Source organism: Stenotrophomonas sp. Marseille-Q5258, from assembly GCF_946900935.1.
GTDB classification, from domain to species: domain Bacteria; phylum Pseudomonadota; class Gammaproteobacteria; order Xanthomonadales; family Xanthomonadaceae; genus Stenotrophomonas; species Stenotrophomonas nematodicola.
Genome location: NZ_CAMPPN010000008.1, coordinates 123,718 through 142,525 on the forward strand (window position 1 = coordinate 123,718; position 18,808 = coordinate 142,525).

The following is an 18,808-nucleotide window of genomic DNA, read 5'->3' on the forward strand; positions in this document are numbered from 1 at the left end:
GGCCCCGATGGTGACGGACGTGGTCAGAAGCGGTAGTCGAAACCGACCGTGACATAGCGGCCACGCAGGTCGTACTGACTGAAGTCGTACGGCGCGCGGATGCCCGGGAAGGAGGCGTCGTACGGCGGTTCCTCATCGGCCAGGTTCTGGATCTTGGCGTACAGGGTCAGCTTCTCCAGCCCGGTGTAGGCCAGGTACAGATCGAACTGGCTGTAGGCATCCACACGATCCTGCACCGCGGTGGCGGCGGCGCTGGCCTTCTGGTCATAGCCACTGGTGTAGTACCAGGTCAGCGCGGTGCGGATGTCGCCATAGCTCCAGTCCAGGGTGGTGGTGGCCTTGTTCCTGGGCAGCGTGGCGCCCCGGTTGCTGCCGGCATAGTCCACCAGCGGCCCACCGACCACGGTGGGGCGGCGGTAGCTGCGCACGTGGGTGAAGGCGCTGCTGAGCCCGAAGTCGCCGGCGCGCTCGGTCGGGAAGCGCTGGCGCAGTTCCACGTCGACGCCGGAGGTCTTCAGTTCGCTCAGGTTCTGGTAGCGGTTGTACACCGCCAGCAGCTTGCCGCGCTCATCGCGCAGGACCGCGCCGGGCACGTTGTCGGTCACCAGGGTCTGGGTGTTGTTGGTACCCACCAGGTTCTCCAGCTCGATGCGGTAGTAGTCCACGCTCAGGCTGGTGTTGGACCACGGCGACAGTACGATGCCGGCGTTGAAGCTCCTGGTGCGTTCGGGCTTGAGGTCGTTGTTGCCGACGGTGAAGAAGGTCGGATTCTGGCGCGAGCCCGGCACGTCCGGATCACGCGGGTCGATCACGCTGCCGTAGGCGATGCTGGTGCTGTTGGAGTTCTCCGACAGCGACGGCGCGCGGAAGCCCCTGGAGGCGGCGGCACGCACCAGCAGGATGTCCCACGGCTGCCAGCGCAGGCTCAGCTTGGGCGAGAACGCATCGCCGAAATCACTGTAATGGTCGGCACGCGCGGCGGCCTGCAGTTCCAGCCGCTCGGCCAGCGGCACATTGACCTCGGCATAGGCTGCGGTGACCTTGCGCTCGCCGTGCACCTCGGCGATGGCCGGGCGGATCTGCAGGCCGGCATCGATCTGCCACGGGTTGTTGGAGTCGAGCTTCTCGCGGCGCCACTCGGCACCGGCGGCGAAGCCGATCTCACCGGCCCAGGTGTGGCCGAGCGCACCGGATATCCTGGCATCCACGCCCTGCAGCACCGATTCGGCCGGCCGCAGCGTGCTGATGTTGATGGCGTTGAGCACGTCCGGTGCGGTTGCGGACGGGTTGAGCAGGTTGTAACTGCCATCGGCCAGCGCCGCAGCCAGCGCATAGCGGTTGGCAAAGCCGCCGGAGACGGTTTCGCGCTCGCTGCTGCGTGCGCCGAACGCGCCCACTTCCCAGTCCCAGTTCTGCAGGCTGCCGCGCACCCCGACCAGGCCGCGGTAGGCCTGCGACCGGTTGGTCTTGATGGTCGGCCCAAGGTTGAAGAAGGTGTACTCGATCGGCACCGCGCGGCCATACGGGTTGTACGGGCTGCTGGCGGGCAGGTTGGACGACACCGGCTCGGCCAGGCCGGTATCGGCATTCAGAGCGAAGCGGCCGCTTTCCAGGGTGAAGAACGGGCTGCTGCCGAACCAGGAGACGCCCTTGATGTCGCTGTACAGCACTTCGCCGAAGGCTTCGACGGAATCGTTCACGCGGAAGGTGCCGTTGACGTAGGCCTGGTAGCGCTTGGTGGAGGGAATCAGCGTGGTGTACGGCGCCTGGTTGAAGCCGCAGGTGTTGCCGGCAAGGCCGTCGATCGGCGCGCTGGCCACCAGCGTGGTGCCTTCCGGGCAGTTGCCGCTGGCATCGAGCATCGGCACCGAAGCGCCGTTGATCAGATAGCGCGCGCCCTTGGCCGACCAGCCGTTCCAGCGGCCGCCGGGCGTGTCGGTATAGATGCCGGACCTGGTGAGGTCGCGCTGGTCCTGGTCCAGGCGCTCGCGGTTGTAGCCTTCCAGGCTCACCAGGATGTTGTAGCCATCGGTGTCGAGGTCGCCGATGCCGCCGATGAACTTCAGGTTCTGCTCGTCCAGCCCGCCCTGGTCGGCCGTGCCGAGGCTGCCACCGAGGTCGGCGCCCTGGAAGTTCTGCCGGGTGATGATGTTGACCACACCGGCTACCGCGTCGGAGCCGTACACCGCCGAGGCGCCGTCCTTGAGCACTTCGATGCGTTCCACCGCCACCAGCGGCAGCGCGTTGAGGTTGACGAAGGTGTCTGACAGGCCGCCGGCCGGGAAGCCGTAGTTGGCCAGGCGGCGCCCGTTGAGCAGCACCAGCGTGTTCTTCTGCGACAGGCCGCGCAGGCCGATACCGGCCGAACCGGACGCCCAGCCGTTGTTGGTGGTTTCGTTGGTGGCATTGCCGGTGTTGGCCGAGATCGAGCGCAGCAGGTCGGCGACGGTGGCCTTGCCGGTCTCCTCCAACTGCTGGCGGTCGATCACCTGCACCGGATTGGCGCTTTCGGTGTCGGTACGTTTGATGTTGGAGCCGGTGACCCGCACCGCGGCGAGCGTCGTGCTCTCGCCGGCGGCATCGGCAGCGGCGGTATCGGCGGAGGAATACGCCAGCGCAGGCAAAGGCGTGGCCAGTGCAGCGGAAAGAGCCGCTACAAGAAGAGTGTGCTTGGGCATGAACTTCAGTGGGGTGGTGGACGACAAGTTCCGCAGTAGTCCATGCCTGGCCGGCGGGCGGCCAATAACATCTCTTCATACGGATATAATAGAAACTAACATCTCTTCATCCGGATGGAAATGTTTTTGTGAGGGCGACGTGGCATCTCGCGCCCACCCACGGCCAGTGAGCCCAGTACAATGGGCCGATGGAAATCTTCAAAGTCTTCACCCTCGAGGCCGCGCACCGCCTCCCCAACGTGCCGCCGGGCCACAAGTGCGCGCGCCTGCATGGCCACTCCTTCCGTGTGGAGCTGAAGGTGGAAGGCGAGCCAGGCGAACAGACCGGGTGGATCATGGATTTCGGCGACGTCAAAGCCGCCTTTCAGCCGATCTACGACCGCCTGGACCACCACTACCTCAACGACATTCCCGGCCTGGACAACCCGACCAGCGAACGGCTGGCGATCTGGATCTGGGACGAGCTCAAGCCGGCGCTGCCCCAGCTCAGCGAAGTCACCGTGCACGAGACCTGCACCTCGGGCTGCCGCTACCGCGGCTGAGGCCTGGAACGCGGCAGCAGGGCCGGCCACTGGCCGGCGACCGCCCGATGAACACCGCAATCGGCAAGACAACCCATTGATCTGCAAGTGGTTTGACTGAAACCGGACCGTAACGGGCAGGAATTTGTTGCATCGCAATAAATTCGGCGTATGCTGCATTGCATCAACGTTCTCGAGCCGTCCTGCCATGACGTCCGCGTTCACCGATTCCTTCAGCGACTACACCCGCCAGCTGGCCGCCACGGCCACGCGTGCCAACCGGCTCGCACTGGAGAATGCCGAAAGCATGTTCGGCGTGCAGTTGAAGACGCTGGAGAAGAACATCACCGCCACCAGCGGGTTCTTCGGTGAAATCGTGCAGTCACAGGAACCGGGCACGCTGTTGCCCAAGGGCGCCCAGCTGGCCCGCGACAACCTCGCGCGCTGGGCCAGTGCCCACCAGGAAGTGGTTGGCCTGGGGCTGAAGGCCTCCGAGGCGTTCGGCGAACTGGCGCGGCAACCGTTCGCAGGCGCTGCCGGTACCGGCCGCCGCTGAACCCCATCGACATCGCATTTGCGTGGGTCCCTCCCCCCACGCAATCCCAGACCCGACAGAACCCTCCCTCTGTCGGGTCTTTTTTTGTCCTGGCTCGCGGGTCAGCGCGCCGGCGCCGCCGGCAGGGTGAAGGCGAACAAGGCGCCTTCCCGGCTGTCGAGCAGGTGGATGTCGCGCTGGTGCAGCTGCAGGATGCGGTGCACGATCAACAGACCCAGCCCGCCACTGTCCGGGCGTGCACTGCCCAGCGCGGGCGGCGTGGTGAACAGCGTCGCGCGCCGCTCGATGGGGATGCCGGGACCACTGTCGGCGATGCTGACCTGCACCTCGCCGTCCTCGGCCCGCAGCACCACCTCGATGCGCCCGCCTTCGGGGGTGTGGCGGATCGCATTGTCGAGCAGGTTGGTCAGTACCCGCTCGATCAGACCCAGGTCGCCCACCACCGTCGGCAGCCCGGGCGGGATGTCGGCAGTCAGTGTCTGCCGGCGCGCCTGCGCGGACAGTTCGAATTTCTGGAAGACGTCCTGGAGGAGGTCCGGAAGCGAGAACGCCTGCCGATCCAGCGTGACTCCACCGTGCTCCAGCCGCGCCAGTTCGAACAGCGCCTGGGCCAGTGCACCGACCTTGCGGCTCTGCGCCAGTGCGATGCCGAGATAACGCTGGCGCTCGTCGGCACCGAGCGTGGCATCCTTCAGCGCCAGCGTTTCCAGGTAGCCATGCAGCGACGACAGCGGTGTGCGCAGGTCGTGGGAGATGTTGGCGACCAGCTCGCGCCGCTGCAGATCCTGCTGGCGCAGCTGCTGCCATTGCTCGCCCAGCCGCTGGGCCATGTGCCCGAAGCTGTGCTGGAGGATGGCCAGTTCGTCGCGCTCTCCCGGTCGCAGCGGGGTCGGCGGCGGCACCGTGCCGGGGGCCGCACCGTCGACGTCGAACGCCTGGATGCGCCGGGTCAGCTGGCGCAGCGGTCGGGTGACCCAGCGGAACGCCACCACGCCGGCCAGCAGGCCGACCAGGGCCACGATCGCCAGTGACCACAACGTGGTGCGCAGCGTGGCGTTGGCGGCGATGTTGGCCGCCAGGGCTTCACGCTGTTCGCCGACCAGCACCACGTAGATATAGCCGGCCTGGCGCCCCTGCACCCATAGCGGCGCCGCGTTGAACACCTTGCGTCCGGTCGTGCTGCGCGGGTCGTCGCCGAGGATCGGCAGCGGTTCATCGCGCAGCAGTGCACGCACCGGCGCCAGATCCACGCGGCTGCGCTTGAGATGGCCGTCCGGCGCATCGTGGCCGAGGATGCGGCCCTGGTCGTCGAGCAGGTACACCTCCACGCTGGGATTGACCGCCATCAGCTTGCCGAACAGCGCGCGCACTTCGCCGCCACGCATGCCGCGTGCATCCATCAGTTCGCCGCTGCGCGCGATGTGCTCGGCCAGGCCGCGCGACAGCCGCTGCACGGTTTCCTGCTCGTGCACCGCGGTGCTGCGCATCTGGATCATCACCAGCGCCGCGCAGCACACCAGCAGCAGCGCGCAGAACACCACCGACAGGCGCTGGGACAGGGTCAGGCGGATCATGCCGGTGCGCCCTCGCTGCCATCGACCAGTTTGTAGCCGCGCCCCCATACCGTCTGGATGCGCTGCGGCGTGGCCGGATCGCGTTCGATCTTGTTGCGCAGGCGGTTGATGTGCGTGTTGACGGTGTGTTCGTAGCCGTCGTGCTGGTAGCCCCAGACCTGGTTGAGCAGGTCCATGCGGGAGTACACCTGGCCCGGGTGCCGGGCGAAGAAATACAGCAGGTCGAACTCGCGCGGCGTCAGGTCCAGCGCCCGGCCCTCCAGTTGCGCGGTGCGCGCGACCGGATCGATGCGGATGCCGGCCACGTCCAGCTCGCCGGCATCGATGCGGGCATTGAGCGCCATCGCCTCCACCCGGCGCAGCAGGGCCTTGACCCGCGCCACCAGCTCCAGCATCGAAAACGGTTTGGCCAGGTAGTCGTCTGCCCCCAGCTCCAGCCCGAGGATGCGATGCACTTCGCTGGCCCGCGCGCTGGTGATGATGATCGGGGTATAGCGCGCCATCGCACGCGCGCGCTTGCAGATCTCCAGACCATCCACGCCCGGCAGCATCAGGTCCAGCACCAACGCGCTCCACGGCTGTGCTTCGAGCAGGGCCAGACCCTCATCACCGGTGGCGGCATGGGTGACGTCATAGCCTTCGTCACGCAGGTGCATGCGCAGCAGGGTGGCAATGTGGACATCGTCTTCGACGATCAGGACACGCTTGGCGCTGCTCATCGGTACGGGGCGATCGGCAAGGGACATGGCCGCATTGTCGACCGATCCGCACCTGAATGTGTCACGGAAAATTTAACCCTGCGTGAGGATTCGTTGACCGGGCCGGGCGCAGCATGGCCGCATCGTATCCCCCCCTGGAGATCGGCCATGCGTTACACCCGTCGCAATGTGCTCGGCATGGGCGGCATGGCCGCTGCCGCCGGCCTGTTCGGCCTGTCCGCCTGCAGTGGCCCCGCACCTGCCGCGCCCGCCGCACCGGTGCGCCAGTTCGAGGTGATGCGCACCGATGCGCAATGGCGGGCGCAGCTCACCCCGGCGCAGTACGCAGTGCTGCGCCGGCAAAGCACGGAACGTCCGTTCAGCAGCCCGCTGAACAAGGAGCACCGGCGCGGCACCTTCACCTGTGCCGGCTGCGCGCTGCCGTTGTTCTCCTCGTCCACCAAGTTCGACAGCGGCACCGGTTGGCCGAGCTTCTGGGCGCCGCTGCACGACGCCGTCGGCGAGGATCGCGACACCACCTTCGGCATGGTGCGCGTGGAAGCGCATTGCCGGCGCTGCGGCGGCCACCTCGGCCACGTCTTCGATGACGGCCCGCGTCCCACCGGCCTGCGCTACTGCATGAACGGTGTCGCGATGCAGTTCGTGCCGCGCGGCGCCGACGACAGCACCTGACCCCCGGCCCCTGCCCGGCCTTCCCCCCTTCCTGAAAGGACTTTCCGATGCTCCTGCTTGTGCTGGCCTACCTGGGTGGCGTGCTGACCATCCTCAGCCCCTGCATCCTGCCCGTGCTGCCCTTCGTGTTCGCGCGTTCGGACCGGCCGTTCCTGCGCAGTGGTCTGCCGCTGCTGGTTGGCATGGCGCTGATGTTCGCGGTGGTCGCCAGCCTGGCGGCGGTCGGCAGCCAGTGGGTGGCCCAGGCCAACCAGGTGGGCCGCTGGATCGCGCTGGTGGTGATGGCGGTGTTTGCCGTAGCGCTGCTGTGGCCGACCCTGGCCAACCGGCTGCTGTCGCCGTTCCAGCGCCTGGGTGCGCGACTGAGTGCGTCGGCCGACGCGGCCAGCGATGCCGGACGCGGCGGGGTGGGTACCTCGCTGCTGATCGGCGTGGCCACCGGCCTGCTGTGGGCACCGTGCGCCGGCCCGATCCTGGGCCTCATCCTGACCGGCGCGGCGTTGCAGGGCGCCAGCGTGGGCACCAGCACGCTTCTGCTGGCCTATGCCCTGGGCGCGGCCACCTCGCTGGCGCTGGCGATCTGGATCGGCGGGCGCGTATTCGCCGCCCTCAAGCAGCGTCTCGGCGTAGGGGAATGGGTGCGGCGCGGACTGGGCATTGCCGCGCTGCTGGCGGTGGTGGCCATCGCGATGGGCTGGGATACCGGCGTGCTGACGCGCCTGTCCACGGTCAGTACCGCGCGGCTTGAGCAGGGCCTGCTGGATGCGCTGCCGGCGCAGTCGCCGCCGGCGGGCGGAGCGATGATGATGCGGGCCGCCGATCGCGCGGTCGATGGCGACTTGCCGGTTGAAGGCACACTGCCCTCGCTCGCCGGCGCCACCGGCTGGCTCAACAGTCCACCGCTGGATGGGCCGTCGCTGCGCGGCAAGGTCGTGCTGGTCGATTTCTGGACCTATTCCTGCATCAACTGCCTGCGTGCCCTGCCCTATGTGCGCGAATGGGCCGAGCGCTACCGCAACCACGGGCTGGTGGTCATCGGCGTGCACGCGCCGGAATTCGCCTTCGAGCGCAACCTCGGCAACGTGCAGCGCGCGGTCAGGGATCTGCAGGTCACCTATCCGGTGGCGATCGACAACGACTTCGCGATCTGGCGTGGCTTCAACAACCGCTACTGGCCGGCGCACTACTTCATCGATGCCCAGGGCCGCATCCGCGCGCACCACTTCGGCGAAGGCAACTATGCGCAGTCCGAGCAGATCATCCGCCAACTGCTGCGCGAGGCCGGCAACACGCTGCCCGGCGAACCGGCACAGGCCATGACGGCCACGGCACGCGAGGGCGTGGAGCGCCAGGCCGACATGCGCAACCTCAAATCGCCCGAGACCTACCTGGGCCATGCGCGCGCCGAGCATTTCGCCTCACCGGGTGGCCAGCAACCCGACCGCCAGGCCGCCTACGCACTGCCCGCCTCGCTGGCGCTCAACGAGTGGGCGCTGGGCGGGCGCTGGACGGTCGGCGATGAGGACGTGCAGTTGGCGCAGGCCGGCGGCCGCATCGCGTTCCGCTTCCACGCGCGCGACCTGCACCTGGTGCTGGCCCCCGCGCAGGACGGCAAGCCGGTGCGCTACCGCGTGCGCCTGGATGGACAGCCGCCGGGCGCGGCCGCCGGCGGCGACGTATCCGCCGATGGCAGCGGCCAGGTCGGCGAGCACCGCCTGTACCAGTTGATCCGCCAATCCGGCGATGTGCGTGAACGCACCTTCGAGATCGAGTTCCTCGATCCGGGTGTCCATGCCTACGCCTTCACCTTTGGTTGAGCCGGGAGGCCTTCGATGAAGCTCACTATCGACAAACTGGTGGCCGGCGGGATTGCCGGTGTCATTGCGGCATTGACCGTGACCGCCGTGGTCAGCCTGGATCGTCCCGCCCATGCGGCGGCCGCGATGGTCAGCGTCCCGGCGCCCAGCGGGCCGGCCAACGTTGCGCAGCCGGGCAGCCGGCGTGCGCAGGTGGTGTTCGCCGGAGGCTGTTTCTGGGGCGTGCAGGGGGTGTTCCAGCACATCAAGGGCGTCAACAACGCGGTGTCCGGCTACATCGGCGGCAACGCCGGCACAGCCAGCTACACGCGCGTGGGCAGCGGCACCACCGGCCATGCCGAGGCGGTGCAGGTCACCTACGATCCGAGCCAGGTGAGCTACGCACAGCTGATGCAGGTGTTCTTCTCGGTGGTGCACGATCCCACCCAGCTCAACCGGCAGGGCCCCGACCAGGGCACCCAGTACCGCTCGGCGATCTACATCGACGACCCGGCACAGCGCGATGCCACCCGCGCCTACATCGCCCAGCTGGAACAAGCCAAGGTGTGGGCCGCGCCGGTGGTCACCCAGGTCGATGGCGGCAAGCGCTTCTTCGCGGCCGAGGACTACCACCAGAACTACCTCACCCTGCACCCGGAATCGCTGTACATCCGCATCAACGACCTGCCCAAGGTCGAGGCGCTGAAGCGCCAGTACCCGGCGCTGTACCGCGACACCCCGCGCCTGGTATCGACGCTGTCGGCGCGCTGAGGGAACGGGAAAAAAGCGCACGGCGAAACACGCCACCGCCGTGCGCGAGGGACGTACGGGATGCGCGGCGGGTGACGTCCGCCGGGCTGGCCAGGCCATGCTAGGCTGCGCGGACCAGCGGATACAGCGCCAGAGTCGCTGCATCCGGATGGATACAGATTTCCGTGGATGAGCCCGCATGGCAGCCAACCTTTACCAGTCCCTGGCCGATGAAATGGCCGATGCGATCCACAGCGGCCGGTTGCCGGCCGGTGCACGCCTGCCCTCGCTGCGCGGCCTGGCCGCGCAGCGCAGGCTGAGCCTGAACACCGTGATCGCCGCCTACCGTCAACTGGAAGACGCCGGGCTGGTGATGCCGCGGCCCAAGGCCGGCTTCGTGGTCAGCCCGCGCCTGCCCGAGCCCACCCGTTCGCTGCGCCAGGCGCCGTCACTGGCGACCGCCCCGGCGCAGCAGGTGATGATGGCCCGCGTACTGGCCGCCCAGCAGCAGCCGGGCGTCGTCGACCTGGCCTTTGCCGGCCCGCGCGGCAAACGCTTCTATCCCGGTGCGAAGCTGGCGCGCAGCACCGCGCAGGTGCTGCGGCGTTCGGCGGGCATGGTCGAAACCTATGCGCGCCCGAATGCGGCCACGCGGCTGCTGGAGCAGATCGTGCGGCGTGGTCCACGCCTGGGCCTGCACACCAGCGTGGAGCGGCTGGTGCTGACCCACGGCGCGATGGAGGCGCTGCAGCTGGCATTGCGCGCGGTGACGCGCCCCGGCGATGCCGTCGGTATCGAAGCCCCCTCGTACTTCAATCTGTACCCGTTGCTGGGCAGCCTGGGACTGAAGGCGATCGAACTGCCCACCGATCCGCGCCACGGCCTGGACGTGGACGCGGTGGAGGCACAGCTGCAGCACCGCGCGCTGGCCGCGATCGTGGCGATGCCGAGCGTGCACAACCCGCTGGGCTGCACCATGCCGGTCGCTGCCAAGCAGCGGCTGGCCGCGCTGGTCAATCAGTTCCGCATCCCGCTGATCGAGGATGCGGTGTACGCCGAGCTGCAGTACCAGGAACCGCTCGCGCCGCTGCTCAAATCCTTCGATGACGAAGGCTGGGTGATGGTGTGCAGCAGTTTCTCCAAGACGCTGGCACCGGATTACCGGATCGGCTGGCTGGACGGCGGTCGCTTCGCCGCGGACATCCAACTGCTCAAGTTCCAGTCCACCGGCGCCGAATCGCGCCTGCTCGGCGAGGCCGTGGCCGCGTTCCTGGAAGCGGGCAGTTACGAACACCACCTGCGGGGACTGCGGCGGCTGTACAGCGAGCAGGTCGGCCGCGTGCGCAGCCTGATCGCGCAGCATTTCCCCCCCGGCACCCGCGCCACCCAGCCAACCGGCGGTTTTCTGCTGTGGGTGGAGCTGCCCGTCGACATCGAGGCCGGGACGCTGTTCGACCTGGCGCTGGCCGAGGGCGTGGTGTTCATGCCGGGCCAGGTGTATTCACGTGGTGCGCGCTACCGCCACTGCCTGCGCCTGTCGTGCTGCCAGGAGCTGGATGAGCGCTACGTCGGTGCGATCGCCACGCTCGGCCGCATCGCCCACACCCTGCAGGCGGCCGCGCGCGGCTAGCTAGATGGCCAACCGCGCGGCCAACGTGGCCGGGTCGGCCCCGGGCGCGTACGGCAGGCGCCCCCAGCACGGCATCGGCAGGCGCGCACGCAGCAGGGCCATGTTCTCGTCGCGACGCGCCATCGACGGGTCCACTTCGTTGGCGATCCAGCCGATGCAGGTGGCCCCGCTGGACTGGATCGCCGCAGCGGTCAGGCGCGCGTGGTTGAGGCAGCCCAGCCGCAGTCCAACGACCATCACCACCGGCAGCTGCAGGGCCTGCACCAGGTCGGCCTGGTCGAGCGTGCCCGACAGCGGTGCCAGCCAGCCCCCCACCCCTTCCACCACCACGGTGTCGGCGCTGGCACGCAGGCGGGCGAACGCCGTCTCGATCGGGCCCAGCGACAGCGTCACGTCGGCCTCGGCGGCGGCGATCTCCGGCGCCAGGGGCTGCTCCAGCGCGAACGGGTTCAGATCGTCATAGGACGGCATCGGGTCGCTGGCCGCCATCAGCGCGGTCGCATCCTCGTTGCGCAGGCCCTCGGCGGTGCGGATGCAGCCGCTGGCCACCGGCTTCATGCCCACGGCCTGCCGGCCACGCTGGCGCAGCGCATGCAGCAGCACGCAGCTGCTGAAGGTCTTGCCGATCCCGGTATCGGTACCGGTCACGTACAGGGCAGCGGGCAACGACACGGGCAGGGACATGGACGTCTCCGGGAGGAAAGCGCCCATTATCGGCCTGCCGCCGTCCGCCGCGACGGCGCATCGCTGCGTTGCACTGCGCCCGGCGCAGGCGACGGCCCTGCTTGCTAGACTGCGGGCATGTTCGATACTTCCACGCTCACCGGCAGCAAGCCGGAACAGTACGGTCAGCTGCTGGCCCAGGCACGCGCCCTGGTGCACGGCGAGCGCGACCGGATCGCCAACGCGGCCAACCTGTCGGCGCTGGTCTACCACGCGCTCCCCCACCTGAACTGGGTCGGGTTCTATTTCTACGACGGCACCGAGCTGGTGGTCGGGCCATTCCAGGGCCTGCCGGCCTGCGTGCGCATCCCGCTGGACAAGGGCGTGTGCGGCGCGGCCGCCTCGCAGCGACGCACCCAGCGGATCGAGGACGTGGATGCCTTCCCCGGCCACATCGCGTGCGATTCGGCCTCGCGCTCGGAACTGGTGGTGCCGCTGCTCAAGGGCGACACGCTGATCGGCGTGTTCGACCTGGACAGCCCGTCGCTGGCCCGCTTCGACGCCGAGGACCAGGCCGGTCTGGAAGCGATCGCCGCGGTGTTCGTCGAGGCGCTGGGATGAGTGCCAAACTGCGCAACATCGGCCCCAAAAGCGCAGCCTGGCTGCGTCAGGTCGGGCTGCGCACCCCGGAGGATCTGATCGCCGCCGGTGCGGTGGGCGCGTTCGTGAAGGTCAAGCGCGCCGGCTTCAAGCCCAGCCTCAACCTGCTGTACTCGCTGGAAGGCGCGCTGCAGGACTGCCATTGGCAGGAACTGCCGGAGGCGCGGCGGATTGAACTGGTTGCCGCCTACGACGCGATCATCGCCGACAACCCGTTGAAGAAGGCGCCACCAGCGTCCGGGCCGGTCTACGACCGCACGCCCGAGCCGCAGGATGACGAGGACGACCGCTAGGGTTGCTGCAGTTCCAGCAGCTCGCCCCACAGGCGATCCTCGTCGCGCTCCACGCGCAGCTGCAGCCGCGTGCCGTGATCGATGCGCAATGCCCAGCACATCGCCAGTGGCAGGCCACACACCTGCGACAGCACCATCCGCAACGGCCCGCCGTGGCTGACGACAACGGTGGGAACCGGCTCCGGATCATCCAGCAGGCGGTGCAGGCCACGCGCGATGCGGCGCTCGAAGTGTCCCCAGCTTTCGCCATGCGGCGGTGGATTGGCGTGCGGGTCCAGGTGGAAGGCCGACACGGCCTCCATCGGCAAGGCGTCCAGTGCCGCCCCGTCCCAGTCGCCGAAGTCGAGTTCTTCCCACTCCTCGTGCGCCTCCACGTGCAGCCCGCGCGGCACGGCCAGTGCGTCGGCGGTGCCCATTGCACGCGTGCGTGGTGAGCTCAGCACGCGCTGCCAGGACAGCGACGCGTAGCGCTCGCACAGGGCCACGGTGCTGTCCGCGTCCAGCGGCGGATCGGTGCGGCCATCCAGGTGGTTGTCGCGGCCGGTGCTGGCGTGGCGGATCAGGTCGAAGATCACGCCATGCCCCCTGTACCCGGCGCTGCGGTGGGCCGGCGGTACGCACGGGCGTCCGCGCATGGGTGCTGCAACCACAGTGGGGTCATGAGGATCACATCGAAAAGACGAGGCGCATTCTAACCGCTGCGTCCCATCGGCCCGGGCCGATGGCTTAGACTTCGCCCACTTTCAGGTGACCTGCGGCGTATGCCGGCAGGTTGAAACGGGAAGCCGGTGACGCGTCAGGCAATGCCTGTCCGCCACTCCGGCACTGCCCCCGCAACGGTAAGCGTGGAGACACCAGGCAGTACGCCACTGTGCTTCGGCATGGGAAGGCGCCTGGTGGGATGGGGCTGCCATCCACCCGCAAGTCCGGAGACCGGCCTGGGAGACGACGGATCGCGACGTGTCGCGACCTTCCCCACCCTTTGCCGCGCGGGCGTGCGCGGCACCCGGAGTCCACGATGAAGCTGCAAACCCGAATTCTCTCCCTGGCCGTGCTGTCGACATTGCCGCTGATGGCGGCCGCCCAGGATGAGGCAACCGCACTGGACCAGGTCCTGGTCACCGCCACGCGCACGCCGATCGCCCTGCAGGACAGCATCTCGCCTGCGCAGGTGATCGACCGCGCGGAGATCGAGCGCAGCCAGGCGCCGTCGCTGCAGGACCTGCTGCGCGGCCGTGCCGGCATCAACCTCAACAACAGCGGCGGCCTGGGCAAGCAGAGCTCGCTGTTCCTCCGCGGCACCAACTCGGCCCACACCCTGGTGCTGGTGGACGGCGTGCGCATCAACACCGGCGATCTCGGCCTGGCCATGCTCCAGGACCTGCCACTGGCGCAGATCGAACGCGTGGAAATCGTGCGCGGCCCGCAGTCCAGCCTGTACGGCGCTGATGCGATCGGTGGCGTGATCCAGATATTCACCCGCCGCAACGCCGGCCAGTTCGCCCCGCACCTGCAGCTGGGCGCCGGCAGCAACGGCCTGCGCGAGGCCAGTGGCGGCTTCGGTGGCAGCGGCGAGCGCGGCTGGTTCGGCACCGACATCGCCTACCAGCACACCGACGGCATCAATGCCTGCCGCGGCAACCCGATCACGTTCGCCGGCTGCGGCGCCGACGAGCCCGACCGCGACGGCTACCGCAATCTGTCGATGAGCCTGCGTGGCGGCTACGCGCTGGGCGATGCCTGGCACGTGGAAGGCACCGCGCTGCGCGCCGAAGGCGAGAACCACTACGACGGTTACTACAACTATTCGGAAACGCTGCAGCAGGTGCTGGGCGGCAAGGTGCGCTACACCCCGGGCGCGCACTTCAACCTGACCGTCAGTGCCGGCCGGGCTGACAACGAGTCGCAGAACTACAACGGCAGCACCTGGCTGGGCGCGGCGCAGACCCACCGTGACACCGCGTCGGTACAGGCTGACATCGGCGTGGCCGAAGGCCAGCTGCTCAGCGCAGGCGTGGACTGGAGCCAGGACAACCTGGACGGCAGCAGCGCCGGCTACGGTGTCGACAGCCGCGACAACACCGGCGTGTTCGTGCAGTACCAGGGCCGCTTCGGCGCGCACCACCTGCAGGCCAACGTGCGCAACGACGACAACGAGCAGTTCGGCAACCACACCACCGGCAGCCTCGGCTGGGGCATGGAACTGGATGGCGGCTTCCGCCTCAACGCCAGTTACGGCACCGCGTTCAAGGCACCGACTTTCAGCGACCTGTACGACCCGTGGAGCGGCGTGCCGACGCTGGACCCGGAAACCTCCCGGAGCGCCAACCTCGGCATTGCCCAGCAGGGCGATGGCTGGCGATGGGGCCTGGATGTGTATGAGACCCGCATTGACGACCTGATCACCTACGACGCCACCACCTTCATGATGTCGCAGGTGGAGAAGGCGCGCATCCGCGGCGCCGAGTTGACCGGTGCCATCACCGTGGCCGGCGTCGATATCAGCGCCCAGCTCAGCCACACCGATCCGCGCAACCGCACCGACGGCAGCGCGCAGTTCGACAACTGGCTGGCGCGCCGCGCGCAGAACACCGCGCGCCTGGACATCGACCGCCGCTTCGGCGACTTCCGCGCCGGCATTACCGCCAATGGGGCGGGCAAGCGCTATGACGATGCCGCCAACACCGTGCGCCTGGGCGGCTATGGCACCGTCGACCTGCGTCTGGAGTACGCAATCAGCCGCGACTGGTCGGTGCTTGGCCGGGTGAGCAATCTGTTCGACCGCGACTACGAAACGGTGGCCTGGTACAACCAGCCCGGCCGCGAGTACCGCCTGAGCGTGCGCTACCAGCCGAACTGAGGCACCGGGATGGCGGCATCGCCGCCGTCCCGCACGCAGGGGTGCAGACAGGCATCCGGTGGGTGCCGACCGTGGGTCGGCGCCTCCCTCACCCGCGCGCGGACACCCCCGGCAGATCGCGCAGATCATCCACCACCGCTACCGCCTCGACCGTCTCCAGGTCCAGCCCGCGCGGATAGCCGTAACGCACCAGCGCCACCGGCATGCCCGCATCCACGGCAGCACGGTAATCGGTGATCGAATCGCCCACCATCAGCGCCGCCTGCGGTGCCAGCCCGAAGTGGGCGGCGATATGCCGCAACGGCACGCCGCTGGGCTTGCGCTCGGCCAGCGAATCGCCGCCGAGCACCAGCGCGAACAGATCCTGCAGGCCGAAATGCCGCAGCAGAGGCGCCACCAACGCTGACGGCTTGTTGGTGCAGATCGCCAGCGTCACGTTGCGCTCGCGCAGCGCCTGCAGCGCCGCTTCAACACCCTCGAACAGACGCGGGCTGCGCAGCAGGCAGGCCTCGTAGTGGCGCATGAAGCCGGGCATGACCGCGTCCAGATCGGCATCACTGCCCGCCGCGGTGAACGCCTGCTCCACCAGCCGGCGCACGCCGTCGCCGATCCAGGTGAGCACCGTGGCCTCGGGAACCCGCGGCAACTGCCAGTCTTCGAGCGTGCGGTTCAGCGCTTCGGCGATATCGGCCGCGCTGTCGACCAGCGTGCCATCCAGATCGAACACCACCAACGGATACGGACAGGACAAGGCGCGGCTCACTTCAACGACGTGGGAACGCCATTGTACGCGGCGTCCTGCGCTCAGATCCGCGACAGAAACGCCGGGCTGGAGAAGCGCTCCACGAGGAAATCCAGGAAGCTGCGCATGATCGTGGGCAACTGCCGCCGCGACGCATACACCGCGTGGATGCCCAGGCCCTCCACCTCGTAGTCCGGCAGTACCTCGATCAGTTCGCCGCTGCGCAGCAGCGGGCCGATCTGGTAGGTGGGCAGCATCGCGATGCCGGCGCCGGCGCGCACCGCTTCCAGCAGCAGCGACGCCTCGTTGGCGCTGATGTTGCCACCCACGGCCACGGCAATCGCACGGCCGTCGCGCTTCAGGTGCCACACGCTCTTGCCGACGTAGTGGTGGGTAAGACAGTTGTGCGAGGCCAGCGCGTCGGCAGTCGTCGGCGCGCCGCGTTCGGCCAGGTACGACGGTGCCGCGCACAGCACCGAGCGGCACGGCGCCAGGCGCCGCGCGATCAGCGCCGGATCGATCGCGCGCGAGATGCGCACGGCGATATCCACGCGTTCCTCGACCAGGTTCACCACGCGGTCCACCAGCAGCAGTTCGACCCGCGTCAACGGATGCCGCTTCACGAAGTCCGCCACCGCCGCTGCCAGGTGGATCTGCCCGAACGAGACACTGGCCGTGACCCGGATCAGGCCATGCGGTTCTGGATTGTCGTTGGCCAGTTCGCCGTGCAGTTCCTCGCCGATCGCCAGCATCTGCCGGAAGCGCAGCAACGCGGCTTCGCCCGGCGCGGTGAGGCTGATCCGGCGCGTGGTCCGGTGCAGCAGGCGGGCGCCCAGCCAGCGCTCCACCTCGGCCAGGTAGCGGGTGACCATCGCCCGCGACATCTCCAGCGCCTCGGCGGCGGCGGTCAGGCTGCCGCGCTCGACCACCTCGACGAACACGTTCATGGCGGTCATGCGGTCCATTTGATCGTTCTACGCAACAAATTAGGCCGTTATACGCGGCTTTTCGGACGATTTCAGGCGCATATGCTGGCCTTCCTCCCGCAACGGACCTCGCCCCATGAAAATCGCGCTTGTTGGTGCCACCGGCAACATCGGCCGTGAAATCGCCCGCCAGGCCCTCGCCCGCGGCCACCAGGTCACGGCCATCGTGCGCCGCGACACCGCGCTGCCTGCCGAACTGGACGGCGCCACGCTGGCCGTCGCCGCGCTGGACGACACCGATGCCCTGGCCGCCGTGATCGCCGGCCATGACGTACTCGCCAGCGCCTACGGCCCGCGCCCGGGTGACGCCCCGGCCGATGTGGCCGCCGTGGCTACCCACCTCACCGGGGCCGCGCGCCAGGCCGGCGTGCGCCGGGTGGTGGTGGTCGGCGGTGCCGGCAGTCTGGAGGTCGCGCCAGGCGTGCAGCTGGTGGACACCCCCACGTTCCCCGACGCCTACAAGCCGATCGCGCTGGCGCACCGAGAGGCCTTCAAGGTCTACCAGGGCATCGATGATCTGGATTGGACCTTCTACTCTCCCGCCGCCGAGATCGGCCCGGGCCCGCAGCAGGGCGGCTTCCGTACCCAGGCCAAGGCCTTCCTGGCCAGTGCCGACGGCCATAGCCGGATCAGCTACGCCGACTACGCCGACGCGTTCGTCAACGAAATCGAGACGCCGCGGTACCTGCGCCAGATCGCCACCGTCGCGTACTGACGAACGGCCCGACCCGCCCCGGCTCCACCAGGCCCCGGCATGCCGCCGGGGCCCTGTCGCACAGGACCCCACACCATGCCCCCTCTTTCGCGCGCCCCGCTGTTGCTGGCGCTGGCCGTCGGCGCCGCACTCGGCGTGGCTGCACCTGCGGCCAGCCATGCAGCCCCTGCCACCACGCAACGCGCACCGCTGCAGGTGCAGCCTTACCATCCGGGCGCGAAGGCGCTGTTCCAGGTGTCCTCCAGCCTGGTCACCGGCGAGCACGACGCGATCCTCATCGACGCCCAGTTCGCGGCGTCGGATGCGGCACACCTGGTGCAGCGTGTCCGCGCCAGCGGCAAGCGCCTGACCACCCTCTACATCAGCCACGGCGACCCCGACTACTACTTCGGCCTGGCTACCCTGCAGGACGCCTTCCCCGACGCCCGGATCGTTGCCACCGCGCAGACGGTGGCCCACATCCAGGCGACGCAGGCCGGCAAGCTCGCCTACTGGGGGCCGAAGATGGGTGCCGACGCGCCTGCGCGCATCGTGGTGCCGCAGGTCCTCGACGGCGACACCCTCACACTGGACGGGCAGACGCTGCAGATCATCGGGCTGGACGGCCCCACCCCGGACCGGACCGTGGTGTGGATTCCCGCGCTGCGGACCGTGCTCGGCGGCATTCCCGTGGTCAGTGGCGAACATGTATGGATGGCCGATACGCAGAGTGCGCAGTCGCACGCGGACTGGCTGGCGACCCTGGCGAAGATCAAGGCACTCAAACCGGTGCGCGTCATTCCCGGGCACTACGCCACGGGCGCGGCGCTGGATGTCGGCGCGCTGGACTTCACCGCAGCCTATATCCGTGCCTTCGATGCGGAAGCCGCGCGCAGTGCCGACGCCGATGCCCTGGTCGCGGCGATGAAAACGCGCTACCCGCGCCTGCAGGGAGTGGATTCACTGGCGTTGAGTGCCAAGGTCGCCAAAGGCGAGATGCGCTGGCCGTAAGCG

At 68.7% G+C, this 18,808-nt stretch carries 18 protein-coding genes and 1 riboswitch; of the genes, 11 read left to right on the forward strand and 7 right to left on the reverse strand.

Going from position 1 to position 18,808, the window contains the following annotated elements:
- Positions 1-23: 23 nt before the first annotated feature.
- The gene (locus OC534_RS06520) at positions 24-2,678 is read right to left on the reverse strand and encodes a TonB-dependent receptor (protein ID WP_136003765.1); all 2,655 of its coding nucleotides are present in this window, start codon (positions 2,676-2,678) and stop codon (positions 24-26) included.
- 188 nt (positions 2,679-2,866) lie between these two features.
- Between OC534_RS06520 and queD the strand changes: the two genes are divergently transcribed.
- Both queD and OC534_RS06530 read left to right on the forward strand, forming a co-directional pair.
- A complete protein-coding gene (gene queD / locus OC534_RS06525; protein WP_017356822.1) occupies positions 2,867-3,220 on the forward strand; it encodes a 6-carboxytetrahydropterin synthase QueD in 354 nt (117 codons plus the stop codon).
- A gap of 187 nt (positions 3,221-3,407) precedes the next feature.
- Entirely contained in the window at positions 3,408-3,755 is a 348-nt protein-coding gene (locus OC534_RS06530) for a phasin family protein (protein WP_136003553.1), read from the forward strand.
- A gap of 101 nt (positions 3,756-3,856) precedes the next feature.
- On the opposite strand, the gene OC534_RS06535 is transcribed toward OC534_RS06530, so the two are convergent.
- Together OC534_RS06535 and OC534_RS06540 are read right to left on the reverse strand one after the other, a co-directional pair.
- Entirely contained in the window at positions 3,857-5,329 is a 1,473-nt protein-coding gene (locus tag OC534_RS06535; protein ID WP_153164932.1) for a HAMP domain-containing sensor histidine kinase, read from the reverse strand.
- Positions 5,326-6,048 carry a response regulator transcription factor gene (locus OC534_RS06540; RefSeq protein WP_153165015.1) on the reverse strand — a complete coding sequence of 241 codons (723 nt, stop codon included), beginning with the start codon at positions 6,046-6,048 and terminating at the stop codon, positions 5,326-5,328. Before OC534_RS06540 ends, OC534_RS06535 begins: the two co-directional genes overlap by 4 nt.
- Before the next feature lie 147 nt (positions 6,049-6,195).
- On the opposite strand from OC534_RS06540, the gene msrB reads away from it, so the two are divergent.
- The 4 genes from msrB (at position 6,196) to OC534_RS06560 (ending at position 10,896) form a co-directional block, all read left to right on the forward strand.
- Complete coding sequence (gene msrB, locus OC534_RS06545) at positions 6,196-6,720, forward strand: peptide-methionine (R)-S-oxide reductase MsrB (protein ID WP_017356826.1); 525 nt, start codon at positions 6,196-6,198, stop codon at positions 6,718-6,720.
- A gap of 47 nt (positions 6,721-6,767) precedes the next feature.
- Positions 6,768-8,537 (forward strand): cytochrome c biogenesis protein DipZ, encoded by a 1,770-nt coding sequence (locus OC534_RS06550; protein ID WP_262071580.1) that lies wholly within the window; start codon positions 6,768-6,770, stop codon positions 8,535-8,537.
- A gap of 15 nt (positions 8,538-8,552) precedes the next feature.
- Positions 8,553-9,287, forward strand: coding sequence for a peptide-methionine (S)-S-oxide reductase MsrA (gene msrA / locus OC534_RS06555; protein ID WP_017356828.1), 735 nt, complete (start codon positions 8,553-8,555; stop codon positions 9,285-9,287).
- Positions 9,288-9,465: 178 nt separating this feature from the next.
- Complete coding sequence (locus OC534_RS06560; RefSeq protein ID WP_136003547.1) at positions 9,466-10,896, forward strand: PLP-dependent aminotransferase family protein; 1,431 nt, start codon at positions 9,466-9,468, stop codon at positions 10,894-10,896.
- On the opposite strand, the gene bioD is transcribed toward OC534_RS06560, so the two are convergent.
- A complete protein-coding gene (bioD, locus tag OC534_RS06565; protein ID WP_262071582.1) occupies positions 10,897-11,580 on the reverse strand; it encodes a dethiobiotin synthase in 684 nt (227 codons plus the stop codon).
- A 117-nt stretch (positions 11,581-11,697) separates the two neighbouring features.
- Between bioD and OC534_RS06570 the strand changes: the two genes are divergently transcribed.
- Positions 11,698-12,180, forward strand: coding sequence for a GAF domain-containing protein (locus OC534_RS06570; RefSeq protein ID WP_136003543.1), 483 nt, complete (start codon positions 11,698-11,700; stop codon positions 12,178-12,180).
- Positions 12,177-12,512 (forward strand): TfoX/Sxy family protein, encoded by a 336-nt coding sequence (locus tag OC534_RS06575; protein WP_017355702.1) that lies wholly within the window; start codon positions 12,177-12,179, stop codon positions 12,510-12,512. The genes OC534_RS06570 and OC534_RS06575 overlap by 4 nt, the downstream gene beginning before the upstream one ends.
- Here the strand turns inward: OC534_RS06575 and OC534_RS06580 are convergent.
- Positions 12,509-13,087: a histidine phosphatase family protein gene (locus OC534_RS06580; protein ID WP_316044053.1), complete on the reverse strand. Its 579-nt coding sequence runs from the start codon at positions 13,085-13,087 to the stop codon at positions 12,509-12,511. The two genes, OC534_RS06575 and OC534_RS06580, sit on opposite strands and share 4 nt — an antisense overlap.
- 153 nt (positions 13,088-13,240) lie before the next feature.
- A riboswitch (cobalamin riboswitch) is annotated at positions 13,241-13,469 on the forward strand.
- A gap of 61 nt (positions 13,470-13,530) precedes the next feature.
- On the opposite strand from OC534_RS06580, the gene btuB reads away from it, so the two are divergent.
- Complete coding sequence (gene btuB / locus OC534_RS06585) at positions 13,531-15,372, forward strand: TonB-dependent vitamin B12 receptor (RefSeq protein WP_136003541.1); 1,842 nt, start codon at positions 13,531-13,533, stop codon at positions 15,370-15,372.
- Positions 15,373-15,460: 88 nt separating this feature from the next.
- On the opposite strand, the gene gph is transcribed toward btuB, so the two are convergent.
- Positions 15,461-16,123 carry a phosphoglycolate phosphatase gene (gph, locus tag OC534_RS06590; protein WP_153164938.1) on the reverse strand — a complete coding sequence of 221 codons (663 nt, stop codon included), beginning with the start codon at positions 16,121-16,123 and terminating at the stop codon, positions 15,461-15,463.
- 53 nt (positions 16,124-16,176) lie between these two features.
- A complete protein-coding gene (locus OC534_RS06595) occupies positions 16,177-17,079 on the reverse strand; it encodes a LysR family transcriptional regulator (protein ID WP_017355698.1) in 903 nt (300 codons plus the stop codon).
- 97 nt (positions 17,080-17,176) lie between these two features.
- On the opposite strand from OC534_RS06595, the gene OC534_RS06600 reads away from it, so the two are divergent.
- Together OC534_RS06600 and OC534_RS06605 are read left to right on the forward strand one after the other, a co-directional pair.
- Entirely contained in the window at positions 17,177-17,815 is a 639-nt protein-coding gene (locus OC534_RS06600) for an NAD(P)H-binding protein (protein WP_136003537.1), read from the forward strand.
- A 75-nt stretch (positions 17,816-17,890) separates the two neighbouring features.
- Complete coding sequence (locus OC534_RS06605) at positions 17,891-18,805, forward strand: MBL fold metallo-hydrolase (protein WP_017355696.1); 915 nt, start codon at positions 17,891-17,893, stop codon at positions 18,803-18,805.
- Positions 18,806-18,808: the final 3 nt, after the last annotated feature.